Below are 25063 nucleotides of genomic sequence, written 5' to 3'. Positions count from 1 at the left end.
ATGGATATAGAAAAAATAAAAAATAGGATAATAAATTTATCAAACACCATAATAGAAAACGAAGAATATCTTACAGATTTGGACAGGGCAATTGGTGATGGTGATCATGGTTATAATATGGCTAAAGGATTTAGAAAAGTAAAAGATGCCATGAATGAAGATTACAGGGATTTAAAAACTCTCTTTAATAAAATTGCCATGACTTTAATTTCAAATGTTGGAGGAGCAAGTGGTCCTTTGTATGGAACATTTTTTATGAAATTTGCCCAATCTTTGGATGGAGAAATAAGTTTGAATAAGGATACTTTTTCAAAAGCTTTTTCTGATGGAGTTGATGGAGTAATTATGAGAGGTAAGGCTCAAGTTGGAGATAAAACTATGGTTGATGTACTCTCACCAGTGTCAGAAGCTTTGAAAAATAATTTGAGTTTTGATCAGATTTTAAAACTTGCAGAAGAAAAAATGGAAGCAACCAAAGATATTAAGGCTCGAAAAGGTAGGGCTGCATATCTTGGAGAAAGATCAGTAGGACATATTGATCCGGGTGCTTATTCATCTTTTTTATGTATAAAAAGTGCAATAGGAGAAATAGATGGTTAATATTTTATTAGCAAGTCACAGCAAAAAATTAGCAGAAGGATTAAGAGAAATTCTTATTCAAATGGCACCAGGAGTAGAAATTATTACAAGTGGTGGCGACAATGATGGTAATATTGGATCGAATTTTGATGAAATAAATGAGCTTATTGGAAAATACGCGAAAGATGAAGGACTTGTTGTATTTTTTGACTTGGGTTCATCTATGCTTAATTGTCAAATGGCTATAGATATGCTTGATGACGAACAAAAATCCAAAGTTTATCTTGCAGGTACACCTTTAATTGAAACAAGTGTTCAAACAGCAGTAAACGCATCTGCAGGACAAAGTTTGGATGAAATAGCATCTTATTTAAAAACTTACCCAGTAAACAAATTGGACAATTTAGTCTAAACTTATGACAAAATCATAAATTTCATTTTTTGAAAAATGGGTGGATTTTTTCAAAGATTTTACAATATCTTTGGTAGATTCACCTTCTTTTTTCATTTTTAAAACCTCATCTTTATAGGATGAAATATCTAAATTTTTTTCTAAATTATTTTTTTCTAAAATTAGAACAAATTCTCCCTTCAAAGTTAAATTTTCTATATCAATATCTTCAATTTTAAAAATCTGATATTGCTCAAATTTTTTGCTAAGCTCTCTTGTAATGGCAAGTTTTCTTTGAGGAAATATTTTTTTAAAATCATTTATGGTATTTTCTAAATCATGGGGAGTGTCAAATAAAATACAAGTCTTATTTTCTTTTTCTAACTCATCATATAATTTTTTCTTGTCAGAATTTTTCTTCGGAATAAAACCATAAAAAGAAAATTTATCATTATCAAAACCACTAGCAATTAAGGCTGTAAGGATGGAAGATGGACCAGGTAAAATTGTATAAGAAATATTTTCCTTAATACATTCTTTAATCAAAATATGGCCTGGATCAGAAATCCCAGGCATTCCTTGGTCAGTAATGACAGCATAAGTCATGCCTTCTTTTACATTTTTTATAATTTCCTCAGATTTTTGTTTTTCATTAAATTTGTGGTAGGAAGTTAGCTTTTTATTAATATCAAAATAATTTAAAAGCTTTTTGCTTTCTCTTGTATCTTCACAAGCGATAATATCCACATTTTTCAAGACATTTATTGCCCTAATTGTCATATCTTCCAAATTTCCAATTGGAGTTGGTACAAAATAAATACTATAGTCCATTTATATCATTGACCTCCTTAGTATATTTGTTATTTTCATCATAAATTACGAGGGGATTTTCAAATTTAAGTCCATCATTTGCATTTTTAACAAATTCCATAAGAACAAATACAGGTTTTTCAAAAGTTTTTGATTGAACAAACTTTATTCTTTTTAGTTTTAAATTTCCACTTTCTTTAATAATATCAACAAGTCTTTCTGGCTTATGAATCATAAATAATTTTCCCTTATCTTTCAAAACTTTATTTGAAAATTTAAAAATATCAGAAAGATTCATTTTTATTTCTTGTCTTGAAATTAAAAATTCCTCATCCTTGTTTTTAATATTGGCTCCCTTTTTATAATAAGGAGGGTTTGTAATAATGTAGTCTATGAAATTTTCCTTAAAATTTAGATTATTCAAATCATCATTTATAACTTCAATCTTATCAATAGAATTTATTTTTAAGTTTTCTTTTAAAAGTTTTGCTTTTTCTTTTTGAATTTCAATTGAATAAACCTTGTCTAAATTATAATAATAAAAAGATGCTAGAGATAAAATGCCACTTCCAGCCCCAATATCAATTAAGGTTTTATGTTTTTTCATTTTTGCAAAATTTGCAAGAAGAATTGAATCAATTCCAAATGAGTAGGATTTATCCACGTGTTTCATATATAAATTTGTTTTTGGTATATAATCTAACTTTTCCATAATTAAATTATATATTAATGAAAAAATTAAGCAAAATAATTTAATTTTCTTCTTTTAAATAAATAACTTGAATCAAAAAGCTTAGTAATTTATAATAAAATAAGAAAATAGGAGGATTTATGAAATATTTTGGTACAGACGGATTTAGGGGTGAAGCTAACCAAGACTTAACGCTCTATCATGCAATTAAAATCGGAAGATTTTTAGGATATTATTTTAATAAAGATAAAAACGGAACTGGAAAGATAGTAATAGGAAAAGATACAAGAAGATCATCATATATGTTTGAAGATGCTTTATCAGCTGGAATAACTTCATCAGGATCAGATGCTTATTTACTTCATGTTACAACAACACCTTCAGTATCATATGTAGTAAGAAGCGAAGATTTTGATTGTGGAGTAATGATTACAGCAAGCCATAATCCTTATCATGATAATGGAATTAAAATTATTAATTCTGATGGGGAAAAAATGGATGATGAATTTTTGGAAAAATTAGAAGCATATATAGATTCAGATATAAAAGATATTGATTTAAAAATTGGTGAAGAAATTGGAAGAACTCACGATTTTATAGGTGGTAGAAATAGATATATTGCTTTTCTTATCCAAACTGTAAGTAAATCATTTAAAGGAAAAAAAGTTGGACTTGACTGTGCAAATGGTGCAGCTTCATCAATAGTTAAAAGCGTTTATGATGCACTTGGAGCTGAAACTTTTGTAATAAACAACAATCCAAATGGATTTAATATAAATGTAGATTGTGGATCAACTCATATTGAAGTTTTACAAAAATTTGTAAAAGAAAATAAACTTGATTGTGGTTTTGCCTATGATGGAGATGCTGATAGGTGTATAGCAGTTGATGAAAATGGAGAAGTTGTTGATGGAGATGCAATTCTTTATATATGTGGAAAACACATGAAAGAAGAAGGAAATCTTGAATCAAATACAATTGTAACAACAATTATGTCAAATATTGGTCTTTACAAAGCCTTGGATAAATTAGGAATTAATTATTCAAAGACTCAAGTTGGAGACAAATATGTTCATATAGAAATGAGCGAAAATGGTTATGAGTTAGGTGGAGAACAATCAGGCCATATTATTTTTTCAAAATATGCAAACACAGGTGATGGAATTTTAACTTCACTTAGATTAATGGAAGCAATGATTGACAATAAAGCTAGTTTATCCGAATTAAAAAGAGATTTAAAAATTTATCCACAAGTTTTAAAAAATGTAAGAGTAAAAGACAAAAGTGCAGTTTTATCAGATGAGTCTATAAAAAATATTATTGAAAAACAAAGCCAAGACTTAAAAGATTCTGGAAGAATTTTGGTTAGAGAAAGTGGAACAGAACCAGTGATTAGAGTTATGGCAGAAGCTGAGACAAAAGAAATAGCAAATGAAAAAGTAGATGATATTGTAGAAGCTATAGAAAAAAGTGGACTATAAAAATGAAAGACTATCTTACAGGTAGAGAAATAAATATAAAAGAAGCTGTACTTGTAGTAGGAAATAAAATTTATTCAAAAAATTCTTATATAAGCATGGATACAAGAAAATTGGAAGGCTATCCACCAAAAGTTTTTTATGATAAAAATCAAAATTTTCTAGGAAAAATGTATGATGAAGGTATATATGAATTAGAAGATATAGAAGAAATACTTCTTGATTATAGTGATACATGTTTTTCAAATCATGACTTAGATGACCTTCGAGAATTTTTAATGAACAAAAGAAAACAACTTTATAAAATGCTAGAGAATAGTCAATAAAAAATATTGACAATAAAGAAAATTGATGGTAACATATATGTTTGTATGGGACTATCCATATAAATTAGGAGGTGTTTTAATGGCAGATAAAGTAAAACTAGAATGCACAGTTTGCAAAAATAGAAATTACGATACTACAAAAAACAAAAAAAACACTCAAGAAAGACTTGAGCTTAAAAAGTATTGTCCTTTCTGTAAAAAACACACTGTTCATAAAGAAACAAAATAGTAAGGAGTTTTTAAATGGCTAAGAAAAAAGACGGATTTATAAAATCTGTTAGTAGAGAATTCAAGAAAATCACATGGCCAACAAAAAATGAAACTTTAAATTACTCATTACTTGTTATTATTGTCAGTGTGATTACAGGACTTCTCATTTGGTTATTAGATATAGTCTTTGGAAACATACTTGGATTTTTGATGTAGGTAAGATATGACAGATTTATCTAATAACAATAATTCAAATGAATTAAACGATACTAATGAAGAAATTGATTCTAAAGATTCAGAAAAACAACCAAAATGGTATGTAGTTCACACATATACCGGTTACGAAAATAGGGTTAAAGATAAAATCCAAATGATGATTGATAACGAACAAAATCCTGATATCATCGATGTAACAGTGCCGGAAGAAGAGTATGTTGAAGTAAAAAATGAATCAAAGAAACTTAAAACTAGAAAATTATTTCCAGGTTATGTAATGGTAAAGATGAATATTACAAATAGATCTTGGTATATAATAAGAAATACCCAAGGCGTTACAGGATTTGTCGGACCAGATTCCAAACCGGTTCCTCTTACAAAAAGAGAAGTTAGAAAATTTGGAATAAAAGAAGATAAACCAGTATTTAATATTGATCTAAATGTTGGAGACAATGTAAATATAATCCAAGGACCATTCCAAGACTTAGTAGCAGAAATAAAAGAAATTGATCCTGAAAAGCAAACAATTAAAGCCTTAATTGATATGTTTGGAAGAGATACAATAATTGATTTAAGTTTCGCGGATATTGAGACAATTTAAACTGGCTTACGTAATGTAAGTGGGAGGGGTAACCCGCCAAAAACCACAAAGGAGGATTTAATATGCCAGCAAAAGAAAAAGAAGTACAAGCAAAGGTTAAATTACAAGTACCAGCAGGAAAAGCTACACCAGCACCTCCAGTAGGTACAGCACTAGGACCACACGGAATTAATATTATGGAATTCGTGCAAGCATTTAACGCAAAAACAGCAGATCAAGCTGGAATGATAATACCGGTTGAAATGACAATTTATAAGGATAGATCTTTTGATTTTATCACAAAAACACCACCAGCACCAGTATTAATCAAAAAAGCAATTGGACTTGACAAAGCAAGTGGAGAACCAAATAAAAATAAAGTTGGTTCAATAAAACTTGATCAAATCAAAGAAATTGCGCAAACAAAGATGCAAGATTTAAATGCTGCAAGCCTAGAAGCTGCAATGAGCATGATAAAAGGTACATGCAGAAGCATGGGAATTACTGTAGAAGAATAAGTGGAAGAGGAAACTCGTTATACCACAAGGAGGCAACATGGCTAAAAAAGGTAAAAAATATATAGAATCAAAAAAGGCTTTTGATACTCAAAAAGAATATGATTTATCAGAAGCATTAGATATAGTTGAAAAAACTGCAAAAGCAAACTTTGATGAAACAGTAGAATTACACGTAAGATTAGGTGTAGATTCTAGACATGCTGACCAACAAGTTAGAGGTACAGTAGTACTTCCACACGGAACTGGTAGAGATGTTAAAGTACTTGCAATTGTTAAAGATGATAAAGTTGAAGAAGCTTTAAACGCAGGTGCAGACTACGCAGGTAGTGAAGAGTATACAGACAAAATCCAAAAAGAAAACTGGTTGGATTTTGATGTTATAGTAACAAGCCCTGACATGATGGGACAAGTAGGAAGACTTGGTAGAGTTTTAGGACCACAAGGATTAATGCCTAACCCAAAATCAGGTACTGTAACAAATGATATAGCAAATGCAATTAAAGAAGTAAAAGCAGGTAAAGTAGAATACAGAACAGATAAAAATAACCTTGTTCACGTACCAACAGGAAAAGTATCATTCGGAAAAGAAAAATTGTCAGACAATTTAAAAGCTTTAATGACAGCAATTGTTAAAGCTAAACCAGCTTCAGCAAAAGGAAAATATTTAAGATCAATTACTATTGCATCTACAATGGGTCCTGGAGTAAAATTATCTCCAGCTAGAGCAATGGATATGGTTGAAAAATAAAAAAATATTTGACAAGATATTTTTATAGTGATATACTATCATAGTCAAATAAATAGGCTGCCAAAGACTACGGAGACTTTAATGTTTAATTATTCCGTATAGGTGGGAATAAGAAACTACATCCCCACCGATGTAGGCATAAAATTATGCCTAATTGTGGGGATTTTTATATACCTACCAAAAGCCATAGGAGGTGAAATATGTCTGAAAAAGCTATACAACAAAAACAAGTAATTGTTAATGAAATAGTTAAAAAAATTGAAAATGCTAAATCAGTTACCCTTGTTGAGTTTGATAAAATGGACGTAAAAGAAATTACTGATTTACGTAACAATTTTAGAGATGCAAATACTGAATACAAAGTATACAAAAATACTATGATGAGATTTGCATTCCAACAACTTGGATTTGATCAATTTACTGAAGAGCTAAAAGGTTCTAACGCACTTATTTTTTCAAACGAAGAAATGATTGATGGACCAAAAGTAGCTAGAAAATATATTGATGAAGATGAAGCAAACAAAGAAAAACTTATAATCAAATCTGGTGTAGTAGATGGAAATTACCAAACTCCAGATGAAATGCTAGCAATAGCTAAATTACCAGGACAACAAGAACTTGCATCTATGCTTGTTAATACACTTCAAGCACCAATTAGAAAACTTGCTGGTGATTTATCACAAATCAATGCTAAACTTGTTTATGCACTTGATGCAGTTAGAGAAAAAAAAGAAAACGAAGCAGCTTAATAGCTTAATATTAAAATAATTAATTAAAATATCGGAGGATTAAAAATGTCAGAAAAAGTAACAAACTTATTAGAAGAAATTAAAGAACTTACAGTATTAGAACTATCAGAATTAGTAAAAGCATTAGAAGAAGAATTTGATGTAACAGCTCAAGCAACAGTTGCAGCAGCTCCAGCAGCAGGCGCAGCAGCAGCAGACGCTGGTGCAGCAGAAAAATCAGAATTTGATGTTGTATTAAAATCAGCAGGATCTTCAAAAATCAATGTAATCAAAGTAGTTAAAGAAGTTACAGGTCTTGGACTTAAAGATGCAAAAGCTTTAGTTGACGGTGCTCCAAAAGCAGTTAAAGAAGGCGTAGCTAAAGACGAAGCTGAAGAATTAAAATCAAAATTAGAAGAAGCTGGTGCAGAAGTAGAATTAGCATAGTTTCTATATTTAAAAGGCTCAATTTGAGCCTTTTTTTTTGTGAAGAATTGACACACATTATTATATAATGTATATTAATATAGAAGGATTCTAATTTTGGAAAGAGGATAATATGAAAGAAATTATAGATTCTCTTGAAAATGTCGATCAAAATGAAAAGTATGAAATTGAAAAACATATTTTAAAAAAACATGGTATAAGAGTTAGTCACCAAAGACTAATGATTTTAGATTTTTTAGTAAATAATAGAAACCATCCAACAGCAGATGATATTTACAAATCTTTAAAATCAAAAGATCCAATTCTTTCTCAAGCTACAGTTTACAATACTTTGAACTTGTTTGTTGCAAATAATATCGCTAGCGAATTAGATTTTAATCAAAGCAGAAAAAGATATGATTTTTATCAAAAACACCATTCTCATTTTATTTGTGAAAATTGTGGAAATATTATTGACTTAAATATTGATATCGATAATCTAAAATTAGAAGGATTAGAAAACTATAAAATAAATAGCGTGGATCTAACAATTAGGGGAGTTTGTCCAAATTGTGAGAAATAAGTAAAAGCAGTTGCAAGTAAAATTTATTTTGCAACTGCTTTTTTATTTGAATTTTAAATTATTTCAAAAACAAAATAGACAAATCCATATATTATAACTTGATGAAGGACATATATTTCAAGAGAATTTTGTCCTATTTTGGCTAGAAAAGAATTTCTACCATATTTATTGTAAAAATTATTTTCAATTAATATATTTCCTATAATATATCCACTAATATAGGCAAAAAACCGAGGAATTATTGGAAAATAATCTGTGGAGTGAAAGGAATTTGAAGGAAAGCCTAAAATATATAAATTTTTTTCATACAAAAGTGAATTTATCCCTAGATCCAATATTTTTTTGTTTGGAAGATTGTAGGTTAGGATAAATAATAGGACAAATAAAGGTAACAATTTATTAGATATTTTCAAATATTTTTGAACAAAAGCAATTAGTATCATTGATAGTCCAAGTCCGTTTAAAACTCCAAATATTATCAGCTGATCTGGTATAAAAAAATAAGTTATTAAGCTAATCAAAATCCCTAATAAAGAAATTATTATTCCTCTTTTTAAATTTTTTTTCCAGTCTAGAAAATTTGAGCTTATTCCAGATATTATGAAGAATGATATGGCAATTGATAGTTGCCATATTTTGTTTATGTAAAAATTATTGTACCAAGTAAGGTTTTTATATAAACTTATATCGTAAAAAAGATGGAATAAAACCATTGATATAATTGTAAATCCTCTGTATTTATCTAAAATATAATTTCTTTTCATTTTTAATCCTTTAATTTATTCTAATTATTATTTTACTTTATTTTTTAATATTATATAATATTTGTGTTAAGAAAGAGGTAAAGATGATTAAAGATAAAGATTATTATTTGGATTGGATATATGATAGAGGAAATTCTGCTGGTAAAAGAAGGGATTTATCGGCTATAAAAGCTTTGTTAGATGAACTTGGAGATCCTCAAGATAAAATGAAGGTTATTCATATTGCAGGGACAAATGGCAAGGGGTCTACTGCAAATTTTATTGCAAGTACTTTGGCTCAAAAAGTTAAGTGTGGACTTTTTACTTCTCCTTATATGGTTGAAATTAATGAAGAAGTTAAAATTAATGGATATCCTATAAGTGATGAAGATTTTTTCTCTTATATAGAAATGATTAAGCCAATTTGTGAAAAGCTTGATGAAATTAATTTAAAAAATACTTATTTTGAAGTTATGACAGCATTGATGTATAAGTATTTTTATGATAAAAAAGTCGATGTATGTGTAGTTGAAACTGGACTTGGAGGAAGGTTGGATTCTACAAATATTGTAAAAAAACCTATAGCGTGTCTGATTACAACAATTTCAATGGATCATACAAATATTTTGGGAAATACAATTGAAGAGATAGCTCAAAATAAGGCAGGGATAATAAAAGAGGATGTTCCTGTATTTATTTATCCTCAAGAAAAATCAGCTTTAGATGTTATTACAAAAGAAGCTAGTGAAAAAAATGCAAAAATATTTGATTTTAAATTTGATGAAATTAGGATAAAAAATGAAAATGAAATTTTCAATGAATTTGATTTTAGATCCTATAAAAATATAAAGACTTCTTTAATTGGAAAAGTTCAAATTTATAATGCATGTAATGCTATAAATTTATTGGATTATTTTAAGGATGAATTTAATCTTAGTATAGAAGATATAAGAAAAGGCATATTTGAAAGTAAAAACCCAGGGCGTTTCCAAATAATTTCTAAAAATCCAAAAGTTTTGATTGATGGAAGTCACAACAAAGAATCAATTGATGCCCTAATAAATTCTTTGAAAAATTTTCATTATGATAAACTTATTGTAGGATTTTCTGTTTTAAAAGATAAGGATTATGAGTACATTATTGAAAAATTATCAGACCTTTCATATGAAATTGTTATAACAAGTGTAGATAATCCTAGGACTTTTGAGATTGATGAACTTGAAAAAATAGTAAAAGAAAAATTTTCAAACGTTAAAGGCTTTAAAGATATAAAAAAAGCATATGAATACACTAAATCAAAGGCAGGTTCTAATGATTTAGTTTTATGGTGTGGATCTTTGTATCTTGTTGGTGAAATTTTAAAATTAGAAAATTATTATAAAAATTGAAATTAATTTATAAATACCAAATTTAGAAATGATAATTTGGTATTTTTATTTTGTATAAAAATAAAATGCTAATATTTTAGCCTTTTTTATTATTTTTATTTAAGAATATTAATAAAAATTTAGATTAGATAATATAAAGTGATAAAATATCACACATAAAATTTACTTGCTAAACTAGAGCAAACTTTTAGCGTACATATACTAATTTACTAAAATATTGACAATCTTAGCGAAAAAATGTATCCTTATTTTTGGAGGTAGTATATGAATAATATATTTAATAAAAAAAAGAAAAAGAAAGTTAAATTTCCTTCAGCTTTTACTGTTTTATTTATTGTATTGGTATTAGCTGCAATTTTAACTTATATAGTTCCAGCTGGATCATACGATAGGTTAGAATATAATAAGGAAGAAAATGTATTCCTTAAAACTGGAATTGAAGGTGAAGAAGAAAAGCTTCCTGCAAAACAAGAAACTTTAGACAAATTTAAAATTACTGTTCCACTAAAAAGTTTTGTAAATGAAGATATCAAAAAGCCTGTAGCTATTCCTGGTTCTTACCATAAACTTGATCAACATCCTCAAGGATTTTTGAAAGTTGCTAGGGCACCAATTGATGGTGTGGCAGATTCTATTGGAATTATTGTTTTTGTATTAATTCTTGGTGGTTGTATAGGAATTTTAAATAAAACAGGAACTTTCGATGCAGGAATTGCTGCTTTATCTAAACTTACTAAGGGAAAAGAATTTTTGATGGTAGCAATTTTATCTAGTATCGTTGCTCTTGGAGGAACAACATTTGGTATGGCTGAAGAAACTATAGCCTTTTATCCAATTTTGTTGCCAATATTTTTAGCTTCTGGTTTTGATGCTATTGTTACAATAGCTGCAATTTATATGGGTTCTTCCATTGGTACAATGTTTTCTACAACAAATGCTTTTTCAGTAGTTGTTGCATCAAATGCTGCTGGAATTTCTTTTAAAGAAGGTATGGGAATAAGGATAATAAGTTTAATTTTAGCTCAAGCTATTACACTTTGGTATATCTATAGATATTCAAAAAAAGTAAAGGAAGATCCATCTAAATCTATAGTGGCAGAAGACATGCCAAGAATTAAAGACCAATATTTAAAAGGATATGATCCTGAAAATGTAGCACCATTTAATTTTAGAAGAATAGCCATGCTTGTGGTATTTATGTTTGCATTTCCAATTATGATTTATGGAGTAATGAATCTTGAGTGGTGGTTTGAAGAAATGTCCACCTTGTTTTTGGTTGTAGGAATATTACTTATAATTTTATCCGGCTTACCAGAGCAAGAAGCCGTTGGTTCATTTTTAGATGGAGCTGCTGACTTGGTTTCAGTTGCTTTAATTATTGGAGTTGCAAGAGGAATAAATATAATACTAGACGATGGAATGATTTCTGATACAATGTTATATAATGCATCAAACATTATTAAAGGAATTAATGGAGTATTATTCTCATCAGTACAAATGATTCTATTTTCGTTTCTTGGAATATTTATCCCATCATCATCAGGACTTGCAACCTTATCAATGCCAATTATAGCTCCACTTGCAGATACAGTTTCTCTTGGAAGAGATGTTGTAGTTTCAGCATACAATTTCGGTCAAGGTTGGATGGCAATAATTGCACCAACTGGTTTGATTTTGGCAACCTTGGAGATGGTAGATGTTTCATATAATAAATGGGTAAAATTTATATTGCCATTGATGGGAATATTATTAGTTCTAGCTATAGTTATGTTAGGTATTCAAACTGTAATATAAGGGGAGAGAAATGTTAGATAAATTTTTAAAATACGTAAAATACGATACCCAAAGTGATGATAAAAACGAAGCTTGTCCATCAACACCTGGACAAATTGAACTTGCAAAAGTTATAGTTGAAGATTTAAAAAATCTTGGAATAGAAAATGCTCATGTAGATGAAAACGGATATGTTTATGCTTCTATAGAAGGAACAGTTAAAAATGTTCCTACAATAGGTTTTATTTCTCACATGGACACTGCTCTTGAAATAACTGGAAAAAATGTAAATCCACAAATAATTGAATCATATGAGGGTGGAGATATAATTTTAAATGATAAATATAAATTAAGAGAAGATGAATATCCATTTTTAAAAGAATTAATCGGCCATAAATTAGTTACAACTGATGGAACAACTTTGCTTGGTGCTGATGATAAGGCGGGAATTGCAATTATTATGGAAGTTGCGAAATTCTTTATAGAAAACAGAGATTTGAAATTTGGAGATATAAAAATAGGCTTTACACCAGATGAAGAAATTGGAAGAGGAGCAGATCTATTTGATGTAGAAAAATTTGGAGCTGACTTTGCCTATACAATTGACGGTGGACCTGTTGCTGAATTAGAATATGAAAATTTCAATGCAGCAACAGCAAAAATCCATATCGAAGGAAAATCTGTTCACCCAGGTTCTGCAAAAAATGTCTTAATCAATGCACTTTTACTTGGACAAGAATTAAATTCTATGCTTCCAGTAAATGAAAGACCAGAATATTCAGAAGGATATGAAGGCTTTTTCATGTTAGATGAAATAAATGGAACATCTGCAGAAGTTGATATAGTATATTTAATTAGAGATTTTTTCACAGATTCTTTTAATGAAAAGAAAAAAAATCTTCAAAATATAGTAGATTTTCTAAATGAAAAATACGGACAAAGAATTGAATTGGAAATTAAAGATTCTTATTATAATATGAAAGAAAAAATTAAACCATGTATGGAAATTGTTGACCTTGCCAAAGAATCAATCAAAAAAGCTGGTATGGATCCAATTGTAAAACCTATTAGAGGTGGTACTGATGGAGCAAGCCTTTCTTATAAGGGACTTCCAACACCAAATCTTTTTACAGGAGGATATAATTTTCATGGTAGATATGAACTTCTTTCAGTTGATATAATGGAAAAATCTTTTGAAGTTTTGAAAAATATTGTACAATTAAATGTAGAGGAGGGGAAATAATGGAAAAATTACAACCACAAAGAGTATTTTATTACTTTAAAAAATTAATGGATATCCCTAGACCAAGTTTTCATGAAAAAGAGGTTTCAGACTTCTTAATAAAAACTGGAAAAGAGCTAAATCTTGAAACTTATAAAGATGAAAATTTAAATGTAATCTTAAAAAGAAAAGCATCAAAAGGCTATGAAAACGCACCAAAGGTAATTTTACAAGGTCACATGGACATGGTTGCATCAAAAACTGACGACTCAGACCATGATTTCTTAAAAGATCCAATAAAACCTATACTTGATGGAAAATATTTAACAGCAGATAAAACAACACTTGGAGCTGATAACGGAATAGCTGTAGCTATGGGATTAAGCTTACTTGAAGATGAAGATTATGTTGGACCACAAATCGAATTATTGGTAACAACAGAAGAAGAAACTTCAATGGCAGGAGCTTTGAATTTAGCTGATGACGTACTTGAAGGCGAATATTTAATAAACATTGACTCAGAAGAAGAAGGAGTCCTAACAGTTGGATCAGCTGGAGGAATTACATTTTTTATTTCTGAGAAAATCGGAAAAGAAGAAGATAAAGATGGATATGAAATAAAAGTTTCAGGTCTACTTGGTGGTCATTCAGGAATGGATATCAACGATAATAGAGGAAATGCTATAAAAGTTTTCGCACATATTTTGGAAAATTTAAATTCTGATATAACAATTGGAGAATTTTCAAGTGGAAGCCTTGATAATATTATTCCATCATCAGGAAGCGTAAAAGTTTACGGAGCAAAAATCGAAGAATTAGAAGAAGCTAAGAAAAAAGCCTTAGATGAATTTAAAGATGTAAAAGGTGAATTAAAAATTGAAATAAGTGAAGCAAGTGGAAAAAGCTATTCAAAAGAATTATCAGAAAAAATAATTAAAATGATAGCAAATGTAGCTTGTGGAACAAATACAATGATGAAAGATGGAGTAACTGTAGAATCTTCAGATAACTTAGCCTTAATAAAAGAAGAAGACGGATTTGTAAAAAGTGAAATTTCCTTAAGATCATCAGAAAATCACGTTCTAGATGAATTATCAGATAGGATAAAGAAAACATTAGAAGATTTAAACATAAATTACACAATAGATTCTATTTATCCTGGTTGGGAATACAAAGAAGATTCAAAATTAAGACCACTAGCTCAAAAAGTTTACAAAGAATTTGAAGGAAAAGAATTCGATACAATAGTAATTCATGCTGGATTAGAATGCGGTGCATTTTACGAAAAATATCCAAATTTGGACATAATATCAATAGGACCAAATATAAGTGGAGCCCATTCACCAGAAGAAAAAGTTGAGATAGAATCAGTACAAAGAGTATATGATTATCTAAAAGAATTACTAAAAGAAATAAAATAGAATATATTAAAATTATTTTTAAAATATAAGAATATTTAAAAAGGACACTTAAAACTGAAAAAATGTTTAAGTGTCCTTTTTTATTATAAAATAAAATTATGAAAATCATTTTTTATTTTTTTAGTACTAAAATGTTTCCAGAAAAAAATAAAACCTTGAAAAATCAAGGCTTATAACGTATATGGTGGAGATGACGGGATTTGAACCCGTGTCCGCACAAGTTTTAATAAAAGCATCTACAAGTTTAGTAAGTATTTAATTTTCATCTAGCACTTATCTACTTACAAATAACTTACTAGACTAGCTTCATAATACTAAATACACTCAAAGCTTTGTGCATCAGTTGCCACATAAATTATGAAACAAATAACAATTACTGTGGCTTAATCGTTATTTGTTGCTTGCCTAAATTAGGCAGCTAATGCGAATTGTCTTTCGCTATTATTGTTTGCTTTTATATTTAATTTTCAATTTTACGAATTGATAAACGACTTGCAGCTTAAATCTTGACAAGCACGTCGAAACCAAAACATCCCCATAGATAATATTAATATTATACTAAGTTTTAATTTTATGTCAAAATAATAGAGTTTGAAAAATATTTTAATTAAATTAAATTTTTGTTTTTTGGGTATTATTATAGTAAGTCTATCAGATTAAAAAAATCTAAAATAGATAGGAGGACTCATGAGAAATAATAATAAAATTGCAGCAATGCTTCTTGCCGGCGGTCAAGGATCTAGATTGAAAGCTTTAACAAAGGAAATGGCAAAACCTGTTGTTCCATTTGGTGGAAAATATAAAATTATTGATTTCGCTCTTTCTAATGCAACAAATTCAGAAATTAGAGACATTGGTGTACTTACACAATACAAACCACAATTACTTAATAAGCACTTGGGAATTGGTGCTGCATGGGACTATGATAGAAATTTTGGCGGTCTTAGAATTTTAACTCCATATTATACTGAAGAAGGTGGAAAATGGTTCGAAGGAACTGCTGGAGCAATTTTTGTAAATATTAATTATCTTGATAGTATTGATCCAGAATATGTTTTAATTCTTTCAGGCGATCATATATATAAAATGGATTACACGAAACTTCTTGAAGAGCATATAGAAAAAGGTGCTGATGCAACAATTGCTGTTATGGAAGTAGATTGGGATGAAGCTTCAAGGTTTGGAATTATGAATACAGATGATGAGGGAAGAATTGTAGAGTTTGAAGAAAAACCTGAAAATCCTAAATCAAATCTTGCTTCCATGGGAATTTATATTTTCAATTGGAAAGTTTTAAGAGAAGCTTTAATTGAAGATCACAAAAATCCTGAATCTACAAATGACTTTGGTCATGATATAATTCCTTATTTACTAAATAATAATAGGGATTTATTTGTCTATAAATTTGATGGATATTGGAAAGACGTTGGTACAGTTAAATCTTATTGGCAAGCAAATCTCGATTTGATTGATCCGGAAAACCCACTTAATATTCAAGATGATTCTTGGAAAATATACACAACTGCTTTAAATCTACCTCCTCACAGAGTTGGAAGAAATGGAGTTTTGAATGATGCATTAATAAATGAGGGCTGTATCATTGATGGAGAGGTAAATAATTCTGTATTGTTTTCAAATGTTAAAATTGAAGAGAATGCTTGTGTAAATAATTGCGTAATATTATCTGGAGTTACTATAAAAGAGGGAGTAAAAGTATATAATTGTGTAATTACTGAAAACATGGAAATAAATGAAGATATTGGAGATAAAAATTCTACAACAGTTTACCTTGTAAGTAAAGATGGAATAGAGGAGGATTAGTATGCAAAATATACTTGCTTTAATTTATAGTTCAGAATTTGACGAGAAAAATTACGATACCCTTTGTAAATATAGGCCTGATTATATGCTACCTTTTGGTTGTAGGTATAGGATTATAGATTTTACCTTATCAAATATAACAAATCACAATATTTCAAGTGTAATTTTATATGGTGGCGAACCATTAAGATCAACTCTTGATCATGTTGGTGATGGTAGAAATTGGGAATTAAATAGAAGAAGCGGTGGTTTGATGATAAATCCACCAGTTTATAACAGGTCAAAACTTGCAAATGAAATAGAAACTTATTATAATACCATGAAACATTTCATGCAAAATAAACGCGAATATGTTTATATAACCAATCCTATGTATATTTCTAAGGTAAATATTTCAGATGCTTATGAGCAAATGCAGGAGCAAGGTCTTGATGCCTTGATTTTTACTCAAAAAGTTAAAGATGATTATGGTTATTATTTAAATAGAAGAATTATTAATACTGATGAAAATGAAAATCCTGTAAGTCTTGGAATTAACCTTGGTCTTGAAGATGAGATTAATTTATTTACTGGATCAATTTTAATTAAAAAAGACATTTTTATGGACTTATTAAGATATTCAATTGAAAAAAATAATGCAACTAATATTTTAGATGCCTTATTTAAATATCCTAAGAAAAAAACAATGGGTATGTACAGGTCAAAAGAAAAATTAAATGTTATTATGGATACCTTAACCTATTTTGAAGCAAGTTTTAATCTTTTGGATAGGGATTATTTTAATGAAATTTTCTACGAACAAGGAATGGTTTATACAAAAAGCAAAGACGAACCTTCAACAGAATATCTAAAAGGATCAAAGGTTAGAAATTCTTTAGTTGCAAATGGAGCTTTGATTGAAGGTGAAATTGAAAATTCTATAATTTTTAGGGGTGTAACAGTTAAAAAAGGCGCAGTAATTAAAAATTCTATTATCTTCCAAAATTCTGAAATTGATGAAGGAGCTATTCTAAACCATGTAATTACTGATAAAGACACGAAGGTTCATGAAGATGTAAGATTGTTTGGAAATAGAACTCATCCTTACTTGACTGATAAGGGAGAGCATATAAATTAAGGAGATTTAAATGAAAGTATTATTTTTAACAAGTGAAGCAGATCCCTTTTTAAAAACTGGAGGGCTTGCTGATGTTGCTGGTTCTCTTCCAAAGGAACTTGTAAAAAAAGGTATTGATATAAGAGTAGTTATGCCTTTGTATACAAGTATTGATCAAATCTATAAAAAAAAGATGAAAAAAATTAAAGAATTTTATGTAGACCTTGATTGGAAGCACCAATATGCCGGAATTTATAGTTTGAAATGGGACAATGTTACATTTTATTTTATAGATAATCTAGAATATTTTGATAGACCAAATGCTTATGGTTATGACGATGATGCTGAAAGATTTATATTTTTCTCAAAAGCTGCAACTCTTCTTGGAAAAGAAATAGATTTTAAGCCAGACATAATTCATTCTAATGACTGGCATACTGCTTTGGTAAATATTTATGTAAATGATTTTAGAAAAGGTGATCATTTTTTTGATGATATAAGGACTTTGTTTACAATTCATAACCTAAAATATCAAGGAGTTTTTGATTCAGGATATCTAACTTTAACTGGTCTTGATGGATATTATTTTAATGAACATGATCTTAAATATTTTGATGCGATAAATTTCATGAAAGGTGGAATTGTTCACTCAACTGCTTTTAATACAGTCAGTGAAAATTATGCTCAAGAAATTAAATATCCATTTTATGGAGAAGGCCTTGATGGAATTGTTAGAGAATATGAAAAGAAACTTTCTGGAATTGTAAATGGAATTGATTATGAAGTTTGGAATCCAAAAACTGACAAAAATATTTACAAAAATTACGATTTAAAATCTATAAAAAATAAAATTCAAAACAAAACTAATCTTCAAAAAGAATATGGTTTACCAGTTAATAAAGATGTTCCGATGATAGCTATTTGTTCAAGACTAACTTCTATGAAGGGATTTGACCTTGTAAGATATATTTTAGATGAACTATTACAAGAAGATATTCAATTGGTTGTTCTTGGAACTGGAGATTACACTTACGAAGAAATGTTTAAATATTTTGAGTGGAAATATCCTGACAAGGTAGCTGCAAGAATTTATTATGATGGAAAAGAAAGTCACAAGTTATATGCTGCAAGTGATTTATTTATGATGCCATCTATTTCTGAGCCTTGTGGAATTAGCCAATTGATTGCTATGAGATATGGATCTTTGCCTATAGTAAGGGAAGCTGGCGGATTAAAAGATACAGTAAAAGCTTACAACAAATATACTGGTGAGGGTACAGGATTTTCTTTTGAAAATATAAATGCCCATGAATTACTTTTTGCTAGTAAAAATGCCATAGATTTATATAATAATAACAAAAAAGCCTTTGATAAGCTTGTTAAAAATGCTATGAAAGAAAAAAATGACTGGGAAGAATCTTCTAAAAAATATATTAAATTATATGAAGATATAAAGGCATAAAATGAATAAAAATAATAATTTTATCTTAAAAAGAATACAAAGTTTTTTGTATTCTTTTTATGCTAAAGAGATAGAAGATGCAAGGCTTGGTGAAATTTATGATGGACTTGTGAAAGCCTTGATGCAAGATATAGGAAAAAATTGGTCCAAATCAAAAAAATCTTTAGAAAATAAAGAAGTTTATTTATTATCTTTTGAATATAGTCCAAGAAAATTTATTGAAAATATAGTTGAATCTTTAGGATATAAAAAAGAAGTAGACGATTGTTTAAAAATCTTGGATATTTCTATGGAAGATTTGCTAAATTATGAAAAAGAGGCAAGTCTTGGAAATAGTGACATTGGAATTGGCTCATGGTATTTGATGAAAGAGTTAAGTAAAAATAAAATTAAATCCATAGCTTACGCCCTAAGATATGAAAGTGGTGGAATGAAACAAGTCATTAGGGATGGAAGACAATTTGTAAATCCTAACGAATGGCTTTCTATTGGGAGTAAATGGGAGCATAAAAAAGCTTTTTCTTATTTATTAAATATTGAAGGAAAAAAAACAAAGGCAGTAGCTTATGATATGCCAATTTTTAATAATGAAAATAAGTTTGTAAATACACTTAGATTATGGAAGGCAGAATCGATTAATAAGGTAGATTACATGAATTTATCTATTGGCGATTTTAAAAGTGCTTATGATGATTATATTAATAACAATTCTTTAACCCAATTTTTATACTTAGATAATTCCACTTATGAAGGTAAGCTTTTTAGATTAAAACAAGAATATTTTTACTCTGTTTCAACAATTCAAGATATTTTCAGAAGATATTTTAAAAAAAATCACGATTTAAAAAATATAAAAAATAAAATCAAAATAATTCTAGCAGATATCCACCCAAGCCTTGCAATAATTGAATTTATAAGAACTTTAAATCAGGGTTATAAGCTTGAAATTAAAGAATGTGTTGAAATAAGTAAAAAAATTTTTGTTCATATAGGATTTTTGATAACTCCAGATTCAAAAGAATCTTATGATATTTCAATGATAAAATCAATCGATAAGTCTTTTTATGATATTATTTTAAAATTAGATGATTTTGTAAAAGAAAATTTAAATTTATCGATAATTGAAAATGGTCAATTGAGATATGATAGGCTTATTTATTGTTTTGTTCATGATTATTATTACCTATCAAAAACTTTTGTTGATAATTACATGGAAAATGGTGCGAATTTTTCTTTTTTAAATTTTGGAGTCGACAGACATTTGTATGCTGATTCAAACAATATATTGTTGAAAAAAAGCTTGGAAAAATATGGAATAAATATTACCAATAAAGAAAGCCTAAGAAAAATTGGAAATTTAAAAAATTGTAAGAATTTTTATGATGAAGTTGAAGATATTAAATTTAAAAATAAACTTAATTTGATAAAACATTTCAATTTAGATCAATTTGATAGGATAAATCCTTATTCTATTTTTGACATGCAGCTTGCAATGTTTCATGAGGCAAAAAGACAACTCTTAAATGCTATATCTATAGCTAGCACTTATTACAATTTAAAAGATAATGCAAATATTTTTATTTCTCCTACAACTTATATTTTTTCAGGCAAGGCCAATGATGGGTATTTTATGGCAAAAGAAATTATAAAATTTATCCTTGCCCTAAAACATATGATTGACAAGGACAAGCTAATTAAAGAGAAATTAAAGATAATTTTTATAGAAGATGCTAATGTGGAAAAATTAAGAAAAATTTATCCTGCATGCGATGTATATAGTAATTTAAGCCTACCTATATATGATAATCAAAGTTTTCATATGCTAAATTCAATTTTTAATATGGCAAATGTTCTTTCAAGTAAGGGTGGAATAATTTCAAATATTGATAAAAAAAATGAAATTTATACTTTTGGAAAAACTTATGAAGAAATTGAAAAAAATAGAAATGAGAATACTTACGATGCCCGTGAATTTTACTATAAAAACCATTTACTCAAAAGAACGATTGATAATTTGATTAATGAAGATTATTCTAATTTGCCTTATAATTTCAAAAATATTTATGATTATTTAATTTCTTTTAATGATTCATTTTTTATTTTTAAAGATCATGATTCTTTACTAGACATTAGATTTAAAATTTCCACTGATTATTTGGACAAGGAAAAATGGATTGATAAGGAGATTGATAATATACTTTGGGCTAATGAATTTAATCTTGACGAAAATTTAGAAAAATTAAAATAGGAAATATGACATACACATACGATGATATAAAGGACATAAAATTAGGAACGACTTACACAAAAAATTATACAGAATTTAGGGTTTTTGCTCCAGAAAGAGAAAAAATTGACTTATTAATCACTGATGATTATAGAAAAGTTAGAAAAGAAAAATTTTCTATGGTCAAAAAAGAATTTAATATTTTTTACTGCAAAATTGAAAAAAATTTAGATGGATTTTTTTATTCCTATCTAGTTGAAGATAAATTTGAAGTGACAGATCCATATTCTAAAGCATCTTCAATTAATAGTCTAATGTCAGCTGTAGTTGATTTTGAGATAACAAATCCAAAAAACTTCAAAAAGTTTTCGCCAAAAATTATTGAAAATGAAGCAATAATTTATGAATTAAATGTTAAAGATTTTACGGCTAATAAAAATTCAAATGTAAAGTATAGGGGAAAATTTCTGGGACTTGCTGAAGATGATAGTGAACTTGATGGGAAAAAAACAGGTTTATCACACCTAAAAGAATTGGGAGTTACACATATTCAACTATTACCAGTTTATGATTTTGTTTCAATTTTCGAAGAAAATGAGAAATTTTTTGATGAAGACAATTACAATTGGGGCTATGATCCAGAATTATATTTTAATGTTGAAGGATCTTTCGCAACAAACCCCTATAATCCCAAAAATAGAATTTTTGAATTTAAAAAAATGGTAAATAAAATCCATGAAAATGGTATGAATGTGGTTATGGATGTTGTTTATAACCATACTTTTAAAACTATAGATTCAAATTTAGAAATTTTAGCGCCATCTTATTATCACAGGAAAAATACTGATGGAAGTTTTTCAAATGGTTCTGGTGTAGGAAATGAATTTAAAAGTGAAAATCCTTTTGCTAGAAAATTAATAATTGATTCATTAAAACACTGGGTTTTGGAATATGATATAGACGGGTTTAGGTTCGATTTGATGGCTTTAATTGATATTGATACAATAAAAATTGCCATCAAAGAGCTTAGAAAAATTAAACCATATCTTATAATTTATGGTGAGCCTTGGATGGGTGGAGAATCTGTTTTACCAAGGGAAAAACAAATTTTAACAGGAAGTCAAAGATCGAATGGATTTGCAGTTTTTAATGATAGTTTTAGAAATGCTATAAAAGGAGATAACGACGGCTACGCAAAAGGTTTTATTCAAGGAAATTTCACTTTTAAAAAACAAGTAGAAATCGGTATAAGTGGTAGTATAGATTTTGATGAAAAAAGAAATGGATTTGCAGATGATGCAAGCGAAGTTATTAATTACATTGCCTGTCATGATAATTTAATTTATTTAGATAAATTAAAAATTTCATTAACAGACCATGATGATTTGGAATATATATCAAGATTAGGTTTTGCAATTTTATTTTTATCATTTGGAAAGCCTTTTATCTATGAAGGAACGGAATTTAATAATTCAAAAAATAATAACAGCAATTCATACAATTTGCCTTTATCTATAAATGGAATTGATTGGCAAGATAAAATTGATAATTTTGAAACTTTTACTTTTGTTAAAGATTTAATTTGTCTTAGAAAAAAATTAGAGGTTTTTAATCTTGTAAAAAAAGATGATATCAGAAAAGCTCTGACTTTTGTAGAAGATTTAGAGGATAACCTCATTGCTTACAATATTCGTTTCAAAAATAAGAAAATATATGTAATTTTTAATGGCTTAAATGACGATGTAGCAGTTGACGACTTTAAAAGGAAAAAAATTTTTGGAGAAGAAATTTCTCTCGTTAAAATATTTGATAAAAGGGGTAAAATTAATAAGAGAATAAATGTTTTTGAAATAAACAATTTCAGTAAACATTCTGTAAATGTTTATATAAGAGGAGAAAATTATGGATTATAAAAAAGTTTATGAAACTTGGTTAAACAATGAATTTTTTGATCAAGAAACTAAAGATGAATTAAAAAAAATCGATAATGATGAAAATGAAATTGAAGATAGGTTTTACCAAGAATTAGCTTTTGGTACAGCAGGTCTAAGAGGTAAGCTTGGAGCTGGTACTAATAGAATGAACCAATACACAGTTGCCAAAGCAACTCAAGCATTTGCTGATACAATTTCTGATATGGGAGAAGATGCAAAAAAAAGAGGGGTTGTAATTTGTTATGATGTTAGACATAAATCTGATGAATTTTCAAAAATAACTTCTGAGGTTTTTGCTGCAAATGGAATTAAAGTAAATATTTTTAAAGAAATTCAACCAACACCAGTTTGCTCATATGCTATTAGAAAATTGAAAACAATTGGTGGGGTAATGGTTACAGCAAGCCACAACCCAAGAGAATATAATGGCTACAAAGCATATGGTTCAGATGGAAGTCAAATTCTTGAAGATATTGCAGTTAAAATTCAAAATTATATGAAAGAATATGAAGATTATTCTAAAATAAAAAGAATTGATTTTGATAAGGCTGTTGATGAAGGATTAATTTCTTGGGTTGATGATTCTTTGATAGATGATTATGTAAAAGAAGTTTTGGCATGCACAATTAATGATGATGTAGACAAAAAAGTAAAAATTGTTTATACACCACTAAATGGTTGTGGAAATAAATTAGTTAGAAGAATTCTTGATGAAAGAGGATTTGAAAATATTTATATAGTAAAAGAGCAAGAAAATCCAGATCCTGATTTCACAACAGTTGGTTATCCAAATCCAGAAGATCCAAAAGCATTTAAACTATCTGAAAAATTAGGAGAAGAAAAAAATGCAGAATTATTGCTTGCAACAGATCCAGATTCTGACAGGTGTGCTGTGGAAGTTTTGGATAAAAATGGTAAATATCAATTTTTAACAGGAAATCAAATAGGTTCTCTCCTTACAAATTATATTTTAACAGCTCTAAAAGAAAATAATGAATTACCAGAAGATGGAGCAGTTGTTAAAACGATAGTTTCAACAGATTTAGTTAAACCAATTGCAAATAGTTTTGGAATAGAAGTTTATGAAGTTTTAACTGGCTTTAAAAATATCTATGAAGTTGCAAATGGATTCGAAAGAGCTGGTAAGGGCGAGTTTATTTTTGGATTTGAAGAAAGCATAGGATATAATTATAAGGATTTTGTAAGAGATAAGGATGCTGTAAACTCAGCTATGCTTATTAGCGAAATGACTGCTTATTATAAAAATAAAGGAAAATCATTATTAGATGTTTTAGAAGATATTTATCAAAAATTTGGATTTTATTCTAATGAAGTTCAATCAATTGTTCTTGAAGGACTTGACGGGGCTCAAAAAATTAAAAGAATTATGGAAACTATTAGAACCAATCCAATTAGAGAAGTTTGTGGACTAAAAGTTAAAAAAATTGTTGATTATTTAAATGATGATACAGGTCTTTCAAAATCTAATGTTTTAAAATACTATTTGGAAGATGATTCTTGGTTTGTTTTAAGACCATCAGGAACAGAACCAAAAATAAAATTATATTTAAATGCAATTGATAAGAACAAAAAAGATTCTGATCAAAAAAGAGATAATATTAAAGCAGAAGTAAATAATATAATTGGTCAAATTGATTAATAATTTTTACCTAGAAGACAAATTAAATCTTC

The 25063-nt window shown here is 28.2% G+C and carries 25 protein-coding genes and 1 other RNA gene; 22 read left to right on the top strand and 4 right to left on the bottom strand.

The genetic code is table 11. The features are described from left to right. Together dhaL and dhaM are read left to right on the top strand one after the other, a co-directional pair. Entirely contained in the window at positions 1 to 600 is a 600-nt protein-coding gene (dhaL, locus tag BN2087_RS06970) for a dihydroxyacetone kinase subunit DhaL (protein ID WP_049691107.1), read from the top strand. Continuing rightward, complete coding sequence (dhaM, locus tag BN2087_RS06965) at positions 593 to 991, top strand: dihydroxyacetone kinase phosphoryl donor subunit DhaM (RefSeq protein ID WP_049691106.1); 399 nt, start codon at positions 593 to 595, stop codon at positions 989 to 991. Before dhaL ends, dhaM begins: the two co-directional genes overlap by 8 nt. On the opposite strand, the gene rsmI is transcribed toward dhaM, so the two are convergent. Together rsmI and BN2087_RS06955 are read right to left on the bottom strand one after the other, a co-directional pair. After that, positions 983 to 1801: a 16S rRNA (cytidine(1402)-2'-O)-methyltransferase gene (gene rsmI / locus BN2087_RS06960; protein ID WP_049691105.1), complete on the bottom strand. Its 819-nt coding sequence runs from the start codon at positions 1799 to 1801 to the stop codon at positions 983 to 985. The two genes, dhaM and rsmI, sit on opposite strands and share 9 nt — an antisense overlap. After that, complete coding sequence (locus BN2087_RS06955; protein ID WP_049691104.1) at positions 1791 to 2492, bottom strand: tRNA1(Val) (adenine(37)-N6)-methyltransferase; 702 nt, start codon at positions 2490 to 2492, stop codon at positions 1791 to 1793. Before BN2087_RS06955 ends, rsmI begins: the two co-directional genes overlap by 11 nt. Before the next feature lie 119 nt (positions 2493 to 2611). Between BN2087_RS06955 and glmM the strand changes: the two genes are divergently transcribed. From glmM to BN2087_RS06905, 10 genes are all read left to right on the top strand, one after another. Continuing rightward, complete coding sequence (gene glmM / locus BN2087_RS06950) at positions 2612 to 3952, top strand: phosphoglucosamine mutase (RefSeq protein ID WP_049691103.1); 1341 nt, start codon at positions 2612 to 2614, stop codon at positions 3950 to 3952. A gap of 2 nt (positions 3953 to 3954) precedes the next feature. Beyond that, on the top strand, positions 3955 to 4275 hold the full coding sequence (locus tag BN2087_RS06945) for a hypothetical protein (protein WP_049691102.1): 321 nt from the start codon (positions 3955 to 3957) through the stop codon (positions 4273 to 4275). Between the two features lie 79 nt (positions 4276 to 4354). After that, entirely contained in the window at positions 4355 to 4504 is a 150-nt protein-coding gene (rpmG, locus tag BN2087_RS06940; RefSeq protein WP_004816546.1) for a 50S ribosomal protein L33, read from the top strand. Positions 4505 to 4518: 14 nt separating this feature from the next. Then, positions 4519 to 4701, top strand: coding sequence for a preprotein translocase subunit SecE (gene secE / locus BN2087_RS06935; protein WP_049691101.1), 183 nt, complete (start codon positions 4519 to 4521; stop codon positions 4699 to 4701). Between the two features lie 7 nt (positions 4702 to 4708). Next, positions 4709 to 5302 (top strand): transcription termination/antitermination protein NusG, encoded by a 594-nt coding sequence (gene nusG, locus BN2087_RS06930; protein WP_049691100.1) that lies wholly within the window; start codon positions 4709 to 4711, stop codon positions 5300 to 5302. A 62-nt stretch (positions 5303 to 5364) separates the two neighbouring features. Continuing rightward, positions 5365 to 5799 (top strand): 50S ribosomal protein L11, encoded by a 435-nt coding sequence (gene rplK / locus BN2087_RS06925; protein ID WP_049691099.1) that lies wholly within the window; start codon positions 5365 to 5367, stop codon positions 5797 to 5799. A gap of 37 nt (positions 5800 to 5836) precedes the next feature. Then, positions 5837 to 6547, top strand: a complete 711-nt coding sequence (gene rplA / locus BN2087_RS06920; protein WP_049691098.1) for a 50S ribosomal protein L1 — start codon at positions 5837 to 5839, stop codon at positions 6545 to 6547. Positions 6548 to 6747: 200 nt separating this feature from the next. Then, entirely contained in the window at positions 6748 to 7296 is a 549-nt protein-coding gene (gene rplJ / locus BN2087_RS06915) for a 50S ribosomal protein L10 (RefSeq protein ID WP_049691097.1), read from the top strand. 45 nt (positions 7297 to 7341) lie between these two features. Continuing rightward, positions 7342 to 7722 (top strand): 50S ribosomal protein L7/L12, encoded by a 381-nt coding sequence (rplL, locus tag BN2087_RS06910; RefSeq protein WP_049691096.1) that lies wholly within the window; start codon positions 7342 to 7344, stop codon positions 7720 to 7722. Positions 7723 to 7834: 112 nt separating this feature from the next. Further along, positions 7835 to 8284: a Fur family transcriptional regulator gene (locus tag BN2087_RS06905; protein ID WP_049691095.1), complete on the top strand. Its 450-nt coding sequence runs from the start codon at positions 7835 to 7837 to the stop codon at positions 8282 to 8284. Positions 8285 to 8337: 53 nt separating this feature from the next. On the opposite strand, the gene BN2087_RS06900 is transcribed toward BN2087_RS06905, so the two are convergent. Next, positions 8338 to 9048 carry a heparan-alpha-glucosaminide N-acetyltransferase domain-containing protein gene (locus BN2087_RS06900; protein ID WP_049691094.1) on the bottom strand — a complete coding sequence of 237 codons (711 nt, stop codon included), beginning with the start codon at positions 9046 to 9048 and terminating at the stop codon, positions 8338 to 8340. A gap of 83 nt (positions 9049 to 9131) precedes the next feature. On the opposite strand from BN2087_RS06900, the gene BN2087_RS06895 reads away from it, so the two are divergent. The 4 genes from BN2087_RS06895 to pepD all read left to right on the top strand — a co-directional run bounded on the left by BN2087_RS06895 (position 9132) and on the right by pepD (position 14831). Continuing rightward, a complete protein-coding gene (locus BN2087_RS06895; protein ID WP_049691093.1) occupies positions 9132 to 10415 on the top strand; it encodes a bifunctional folylpolyglutamate synthase/dihydrofolate synthase in 1284 nt (427 codons plus the stop codon). Positions 10416 to 10679: 264 nt separating this feature from the next. After that, complete coding sequence (locus BN2087_RS06890; RefSeq protein WP_049691092.1) at positions 10680 to 12209, top strand: YfcC family protein; 1530 nt, start codon at positions 10680 to 10682, stop codon at positions 12207 to 12209. A 10-nt stretch (positions 12210 to 12219) separates the two neighbouring features. Then, on the top strand, positions 12220 to 13431 hold the full coding sequence (gene pepT / locus BN2087_RS06885) for a peptidase T (protein ID WP_049691091.1): 1212 nt from the start codon (positions 12220 to 12222) through the stop codon (positions 13429 to 13431). Beyond that, entirely contained in the window at positions 13431 to 14831 is a 1401-nt protein-coding gene (gene pepD / locus BN2087_RS06880) for a beta-Ala-His dipeptidase (protein WP_049691090.1), read from the top strand. Before pepT ends, pepD begins: the two co-directional genes overlap by 1 nt. A 182-nt stretch (positions 14832 to 15013) precedes the next feature. On the opposite strand, the gene ssrA is transcribed toward pepD, so the two are convergent. After that, positions 15014 to 15368, bottom strand: a transfer-messenger RNA (tmRNA) gene (ssrA, locus tag BN2087_RS09140). A 150-nt stretch (positions 15369 to 15518) separates the two neighbouring features. Between ssrA and BN2087_RS06875 the strand changes: the two genes are divergently transcribed. Genes BN2087_RS06875 through BN2087_RS06850 form a run of 6 tightly spaced genes read left to right on the top strand, consistent with a single transcriptional unit; the run spans position 15519 to position 25031 of the window. Further along, positions 15519 to 16652 carry a glucose-1-phosphate adenylyltransferase gene (locus BN2087_RS06875; protein WP_049691089.1) on the top strand — a complete coding sequence of 378 codons (1134 nt, stop codon included), beginning with the start codon at positions 15519 to 15521 and terminating at the stop codon, positions 16650 to 16652. 1 nt (position 16653) lies between these two features. After that, positions 16654 to 17769 (top strand): glucose-1-phosphate adenylyltransferase subunit GlgD, encoded by a 1116-nt coding sequence (glgD, locus tag BN2087_RS06870; protein ID WP_049691088.1) that lies wholly within the window; start codon positions 16654 to 16656, stop codon positions 17767 to 17769. 10 nt (positions 17770 to 17779) lie between these two features. Further along, complete coding sequence (glgA, locus tag BN2087_RS06865; RefSeq protein WP_049691087.1) at positions 17780 to 19210, top strand: glycogen synthase GlgA; 1431 nt, start codon at positions 17780 to 17782, stop codon at positions 19208 to 19210. Position 19211: 1 nt separating this feature from the next. After that, the gene (locus BN2087_RS06860) at positions 19212 to 21458 is read left to right on the top strand and encodes a glycogen/starch/alpha-glucan phosphorylase (protein ID WP_049691086.1); all 2247 of its coding nucleotides are present in this window, start codon (positions 19212 to 19214) and stop codon (positions 21456 to 21458) included. Between the two features lie 5 nt (positions 21459 to 21463). After that, a complete protein-coding gene (pulA, locus tag BN2087_RS06855; RefSeq protein ID WP_049691085.1) occupies positions 21464 to 23350 on the top strand; it encodes a type I pullulanase in 1887 nt (628 codons plus the stop codon). Further along, entirely contained in the window at positions 23340 to 25031 is a 1692-nt protein-coding gene (locus BN2087_RS06850; RefSeq protein ID WP_049691084.1) for a phospho-sugar mutase, read from the top strand. Before pulA ends, BN2087_RS06850 begins: the two co-directional genes overlap by 11 nt. Positions 25032 to 25063 lie beyond the last annotated feature (32 nt).

Source organism: Anaerococcus jeddahensis, assembly GCF_001182725.1.
GTDB classification, from domain to species: Bacteria; Bacillota; Clostridia; order Tissierellales; family Peptoniphilaceae; genus Anaerococcus; species Anaerococcus jeddahensis.
Note: the sequence above shows the minus strand (reverse complement) of the source record. Positions and strands in the feature narration are given on the sequence as shown.

Excerpts from the sequence above, each read along its gene's own strand:
- BN2087_RS06945 (WP_049691102.1), top strand. The coding sequence starts at position 3,955 with ATGAAAGACTATCTTACAGGTAGAGAAATAAATATAAAAGAAGCTGTA.
- rplL (WP_049691096.1), top strand. The coding sequence starts at position 7,342 with ATGTCAGAAAAAGTAACAAACTTATTAGAAGAAATTAAAGAACTTACA.
- dhaL (WP_049691107.1), top strand. The coding sequence starts at position 1 with ATGGATATAGAAAAAATAAAAAATAGGATAATAAATTTATCAAACACC.
- rplK (WP_049691099.1), top strand. The coding sequence starts at position 5,365 with ATGCCAGCAAAAGAAAAAGAAGTACAAGCAAAGGTTAAATTACAAGTA.
- pepT (WP_049691091.1), top strand. The coding sequence starts at position 12,220 with ATGTTAGATAAATTTTTAAAATACGTAAAATACGATACCCAAAGTGAT.
- nusG (WP_049691100.1), top strand. The coding sequence starts at position 4,709 with ATGACAGATTTATCTAATAACAATAATTCAAATGAATTAAACGATACT.
- BN2087_RS06875 (WP_049691089.1), top strand. The coding sequence starts at position 15,519 with ATGAGAAATAATAATAAAATTGCAGCAATGCTTCTTGCCGGCGGTCAA.
- BN2087_RS06850 (WP_049691084.1), top strand. The coding sequence starts at position 23,340 with ATGGATTATAAAAAAGTTTATGAAACTTGGTTAAACAATGAATTTTTT.
- secE (WP_049691101.1), top strand. The coding sequence starts at position 4,519 with ATGGCTAAGAAAAAAGACGGATTTATAAAATCTGTTAGTAGAGAATTC.
- BN2087_RS06955 (WP_049691104.1), bottom strand. The coding sequence starts at position 2,492 with ATGGAAAAGTTAGATTATATACCAAAAACAAATTTATATATGAAACAC.
- rplA (WP_049691098.1), top strand. The coding sequence starts at position 5,837 with ATGGCTAAAAAAGGTAAAAAATATATAGAATCAAAAAAGGCTTTTGAT.
- rplJ (WP_049691097.1), top strand. The coding sequence starts at position 6,748 with ATGTCTGAAAAAGCTATACAACAAAAACAAGTAATTGTTAATGAAATA.
- BN2087_RS06890 (WP_049691092.1), top strand. The coding sequence starts at position 10,680 with ATGAATAATATATTTAATAAAAAAAAGAAAAAGAAAGTTAAATTTCCT.
- glgD (WP_049691088.1), top strand. The coding sequence starts at position 16,654 with ATGCAAAATATACTTGCTTTAATTTATAGTTCAGAATTTGACGAGAAA.
- glmM (WP_049691103.1), top strand. The coding sequence starts at position 2,612 with ATGAAATATTTTGGTACAGACGGATTTAGGGGTGAAGCTAACCAAGAC.
- dhaM (WP_049691106.1), top strand. The coding sequence starts at position 593 with ATGGTTAATATTTTATTAGCAAGTCACAGCAAAAAATTAGCAGAAGGA.
- BN2087_RS06895 (WP_049691093.1), top strand. The coding sequence starts at position 9,132 with ATGATTAAAGATAAAGATTATTATTTGGATTGGATATATGATAGAGGA.
- pulA (WP_049691085.1), top strand. The coding sequence starts at position 21,464 with ATGACATACACATACGATGATATAAAGGACATAAAATTAGGAACGACT.
- pepD (WP_049691090.1), top strand. The coding sequence starts at position 13,431 with ATGGAAAAATTACAACCACAAAGAGTATTTTATTACTTTAAAAAATTA.
- BN2087_RS06860 (WP_049691086.1), top strand. The coding sequence starts at position 19,212 with ATGAATAAAAATAATAATTTTATCTTAAAAAGAATACAAAGTTTTTTG.
- rpmG (WP_004816546.1), top strand. The coding sequence starts at position 4,355 with ATGGCAGATAAAGTAAAACTAGAATGCACAGTTTGCAAAAATAGAAAT.
- rsmI (WP_049691105.1), bottom strand. The coding sequence starts at position 1,801 with ATGGACTATAGTATTTATTTTGTACCAACTCCAATTGGAAATTTGGAA.
- BN2087_RS06905 (WP_049691095.1), top strand. The coding sequence starts at position 7,835 with ATGAAAGAAATTATAGATTCTCTTGAAAATGTCGATCAAAATGAAAAG.
- glgA (WP_049691087.1), top strand. The coding sequence starts at position 17,780 with ATGAAAGTATTATTTTTAACAAGTGAAGCAGATCCCTTTTTAAAAACT.
- BN2087_RS06900 (WP_049691094.1), bottom strand. The coding sequence starts at position 9,048 with ATGAAAAGAAATTATATTTTAGATAAATACAGAGGATTTACAATTATA.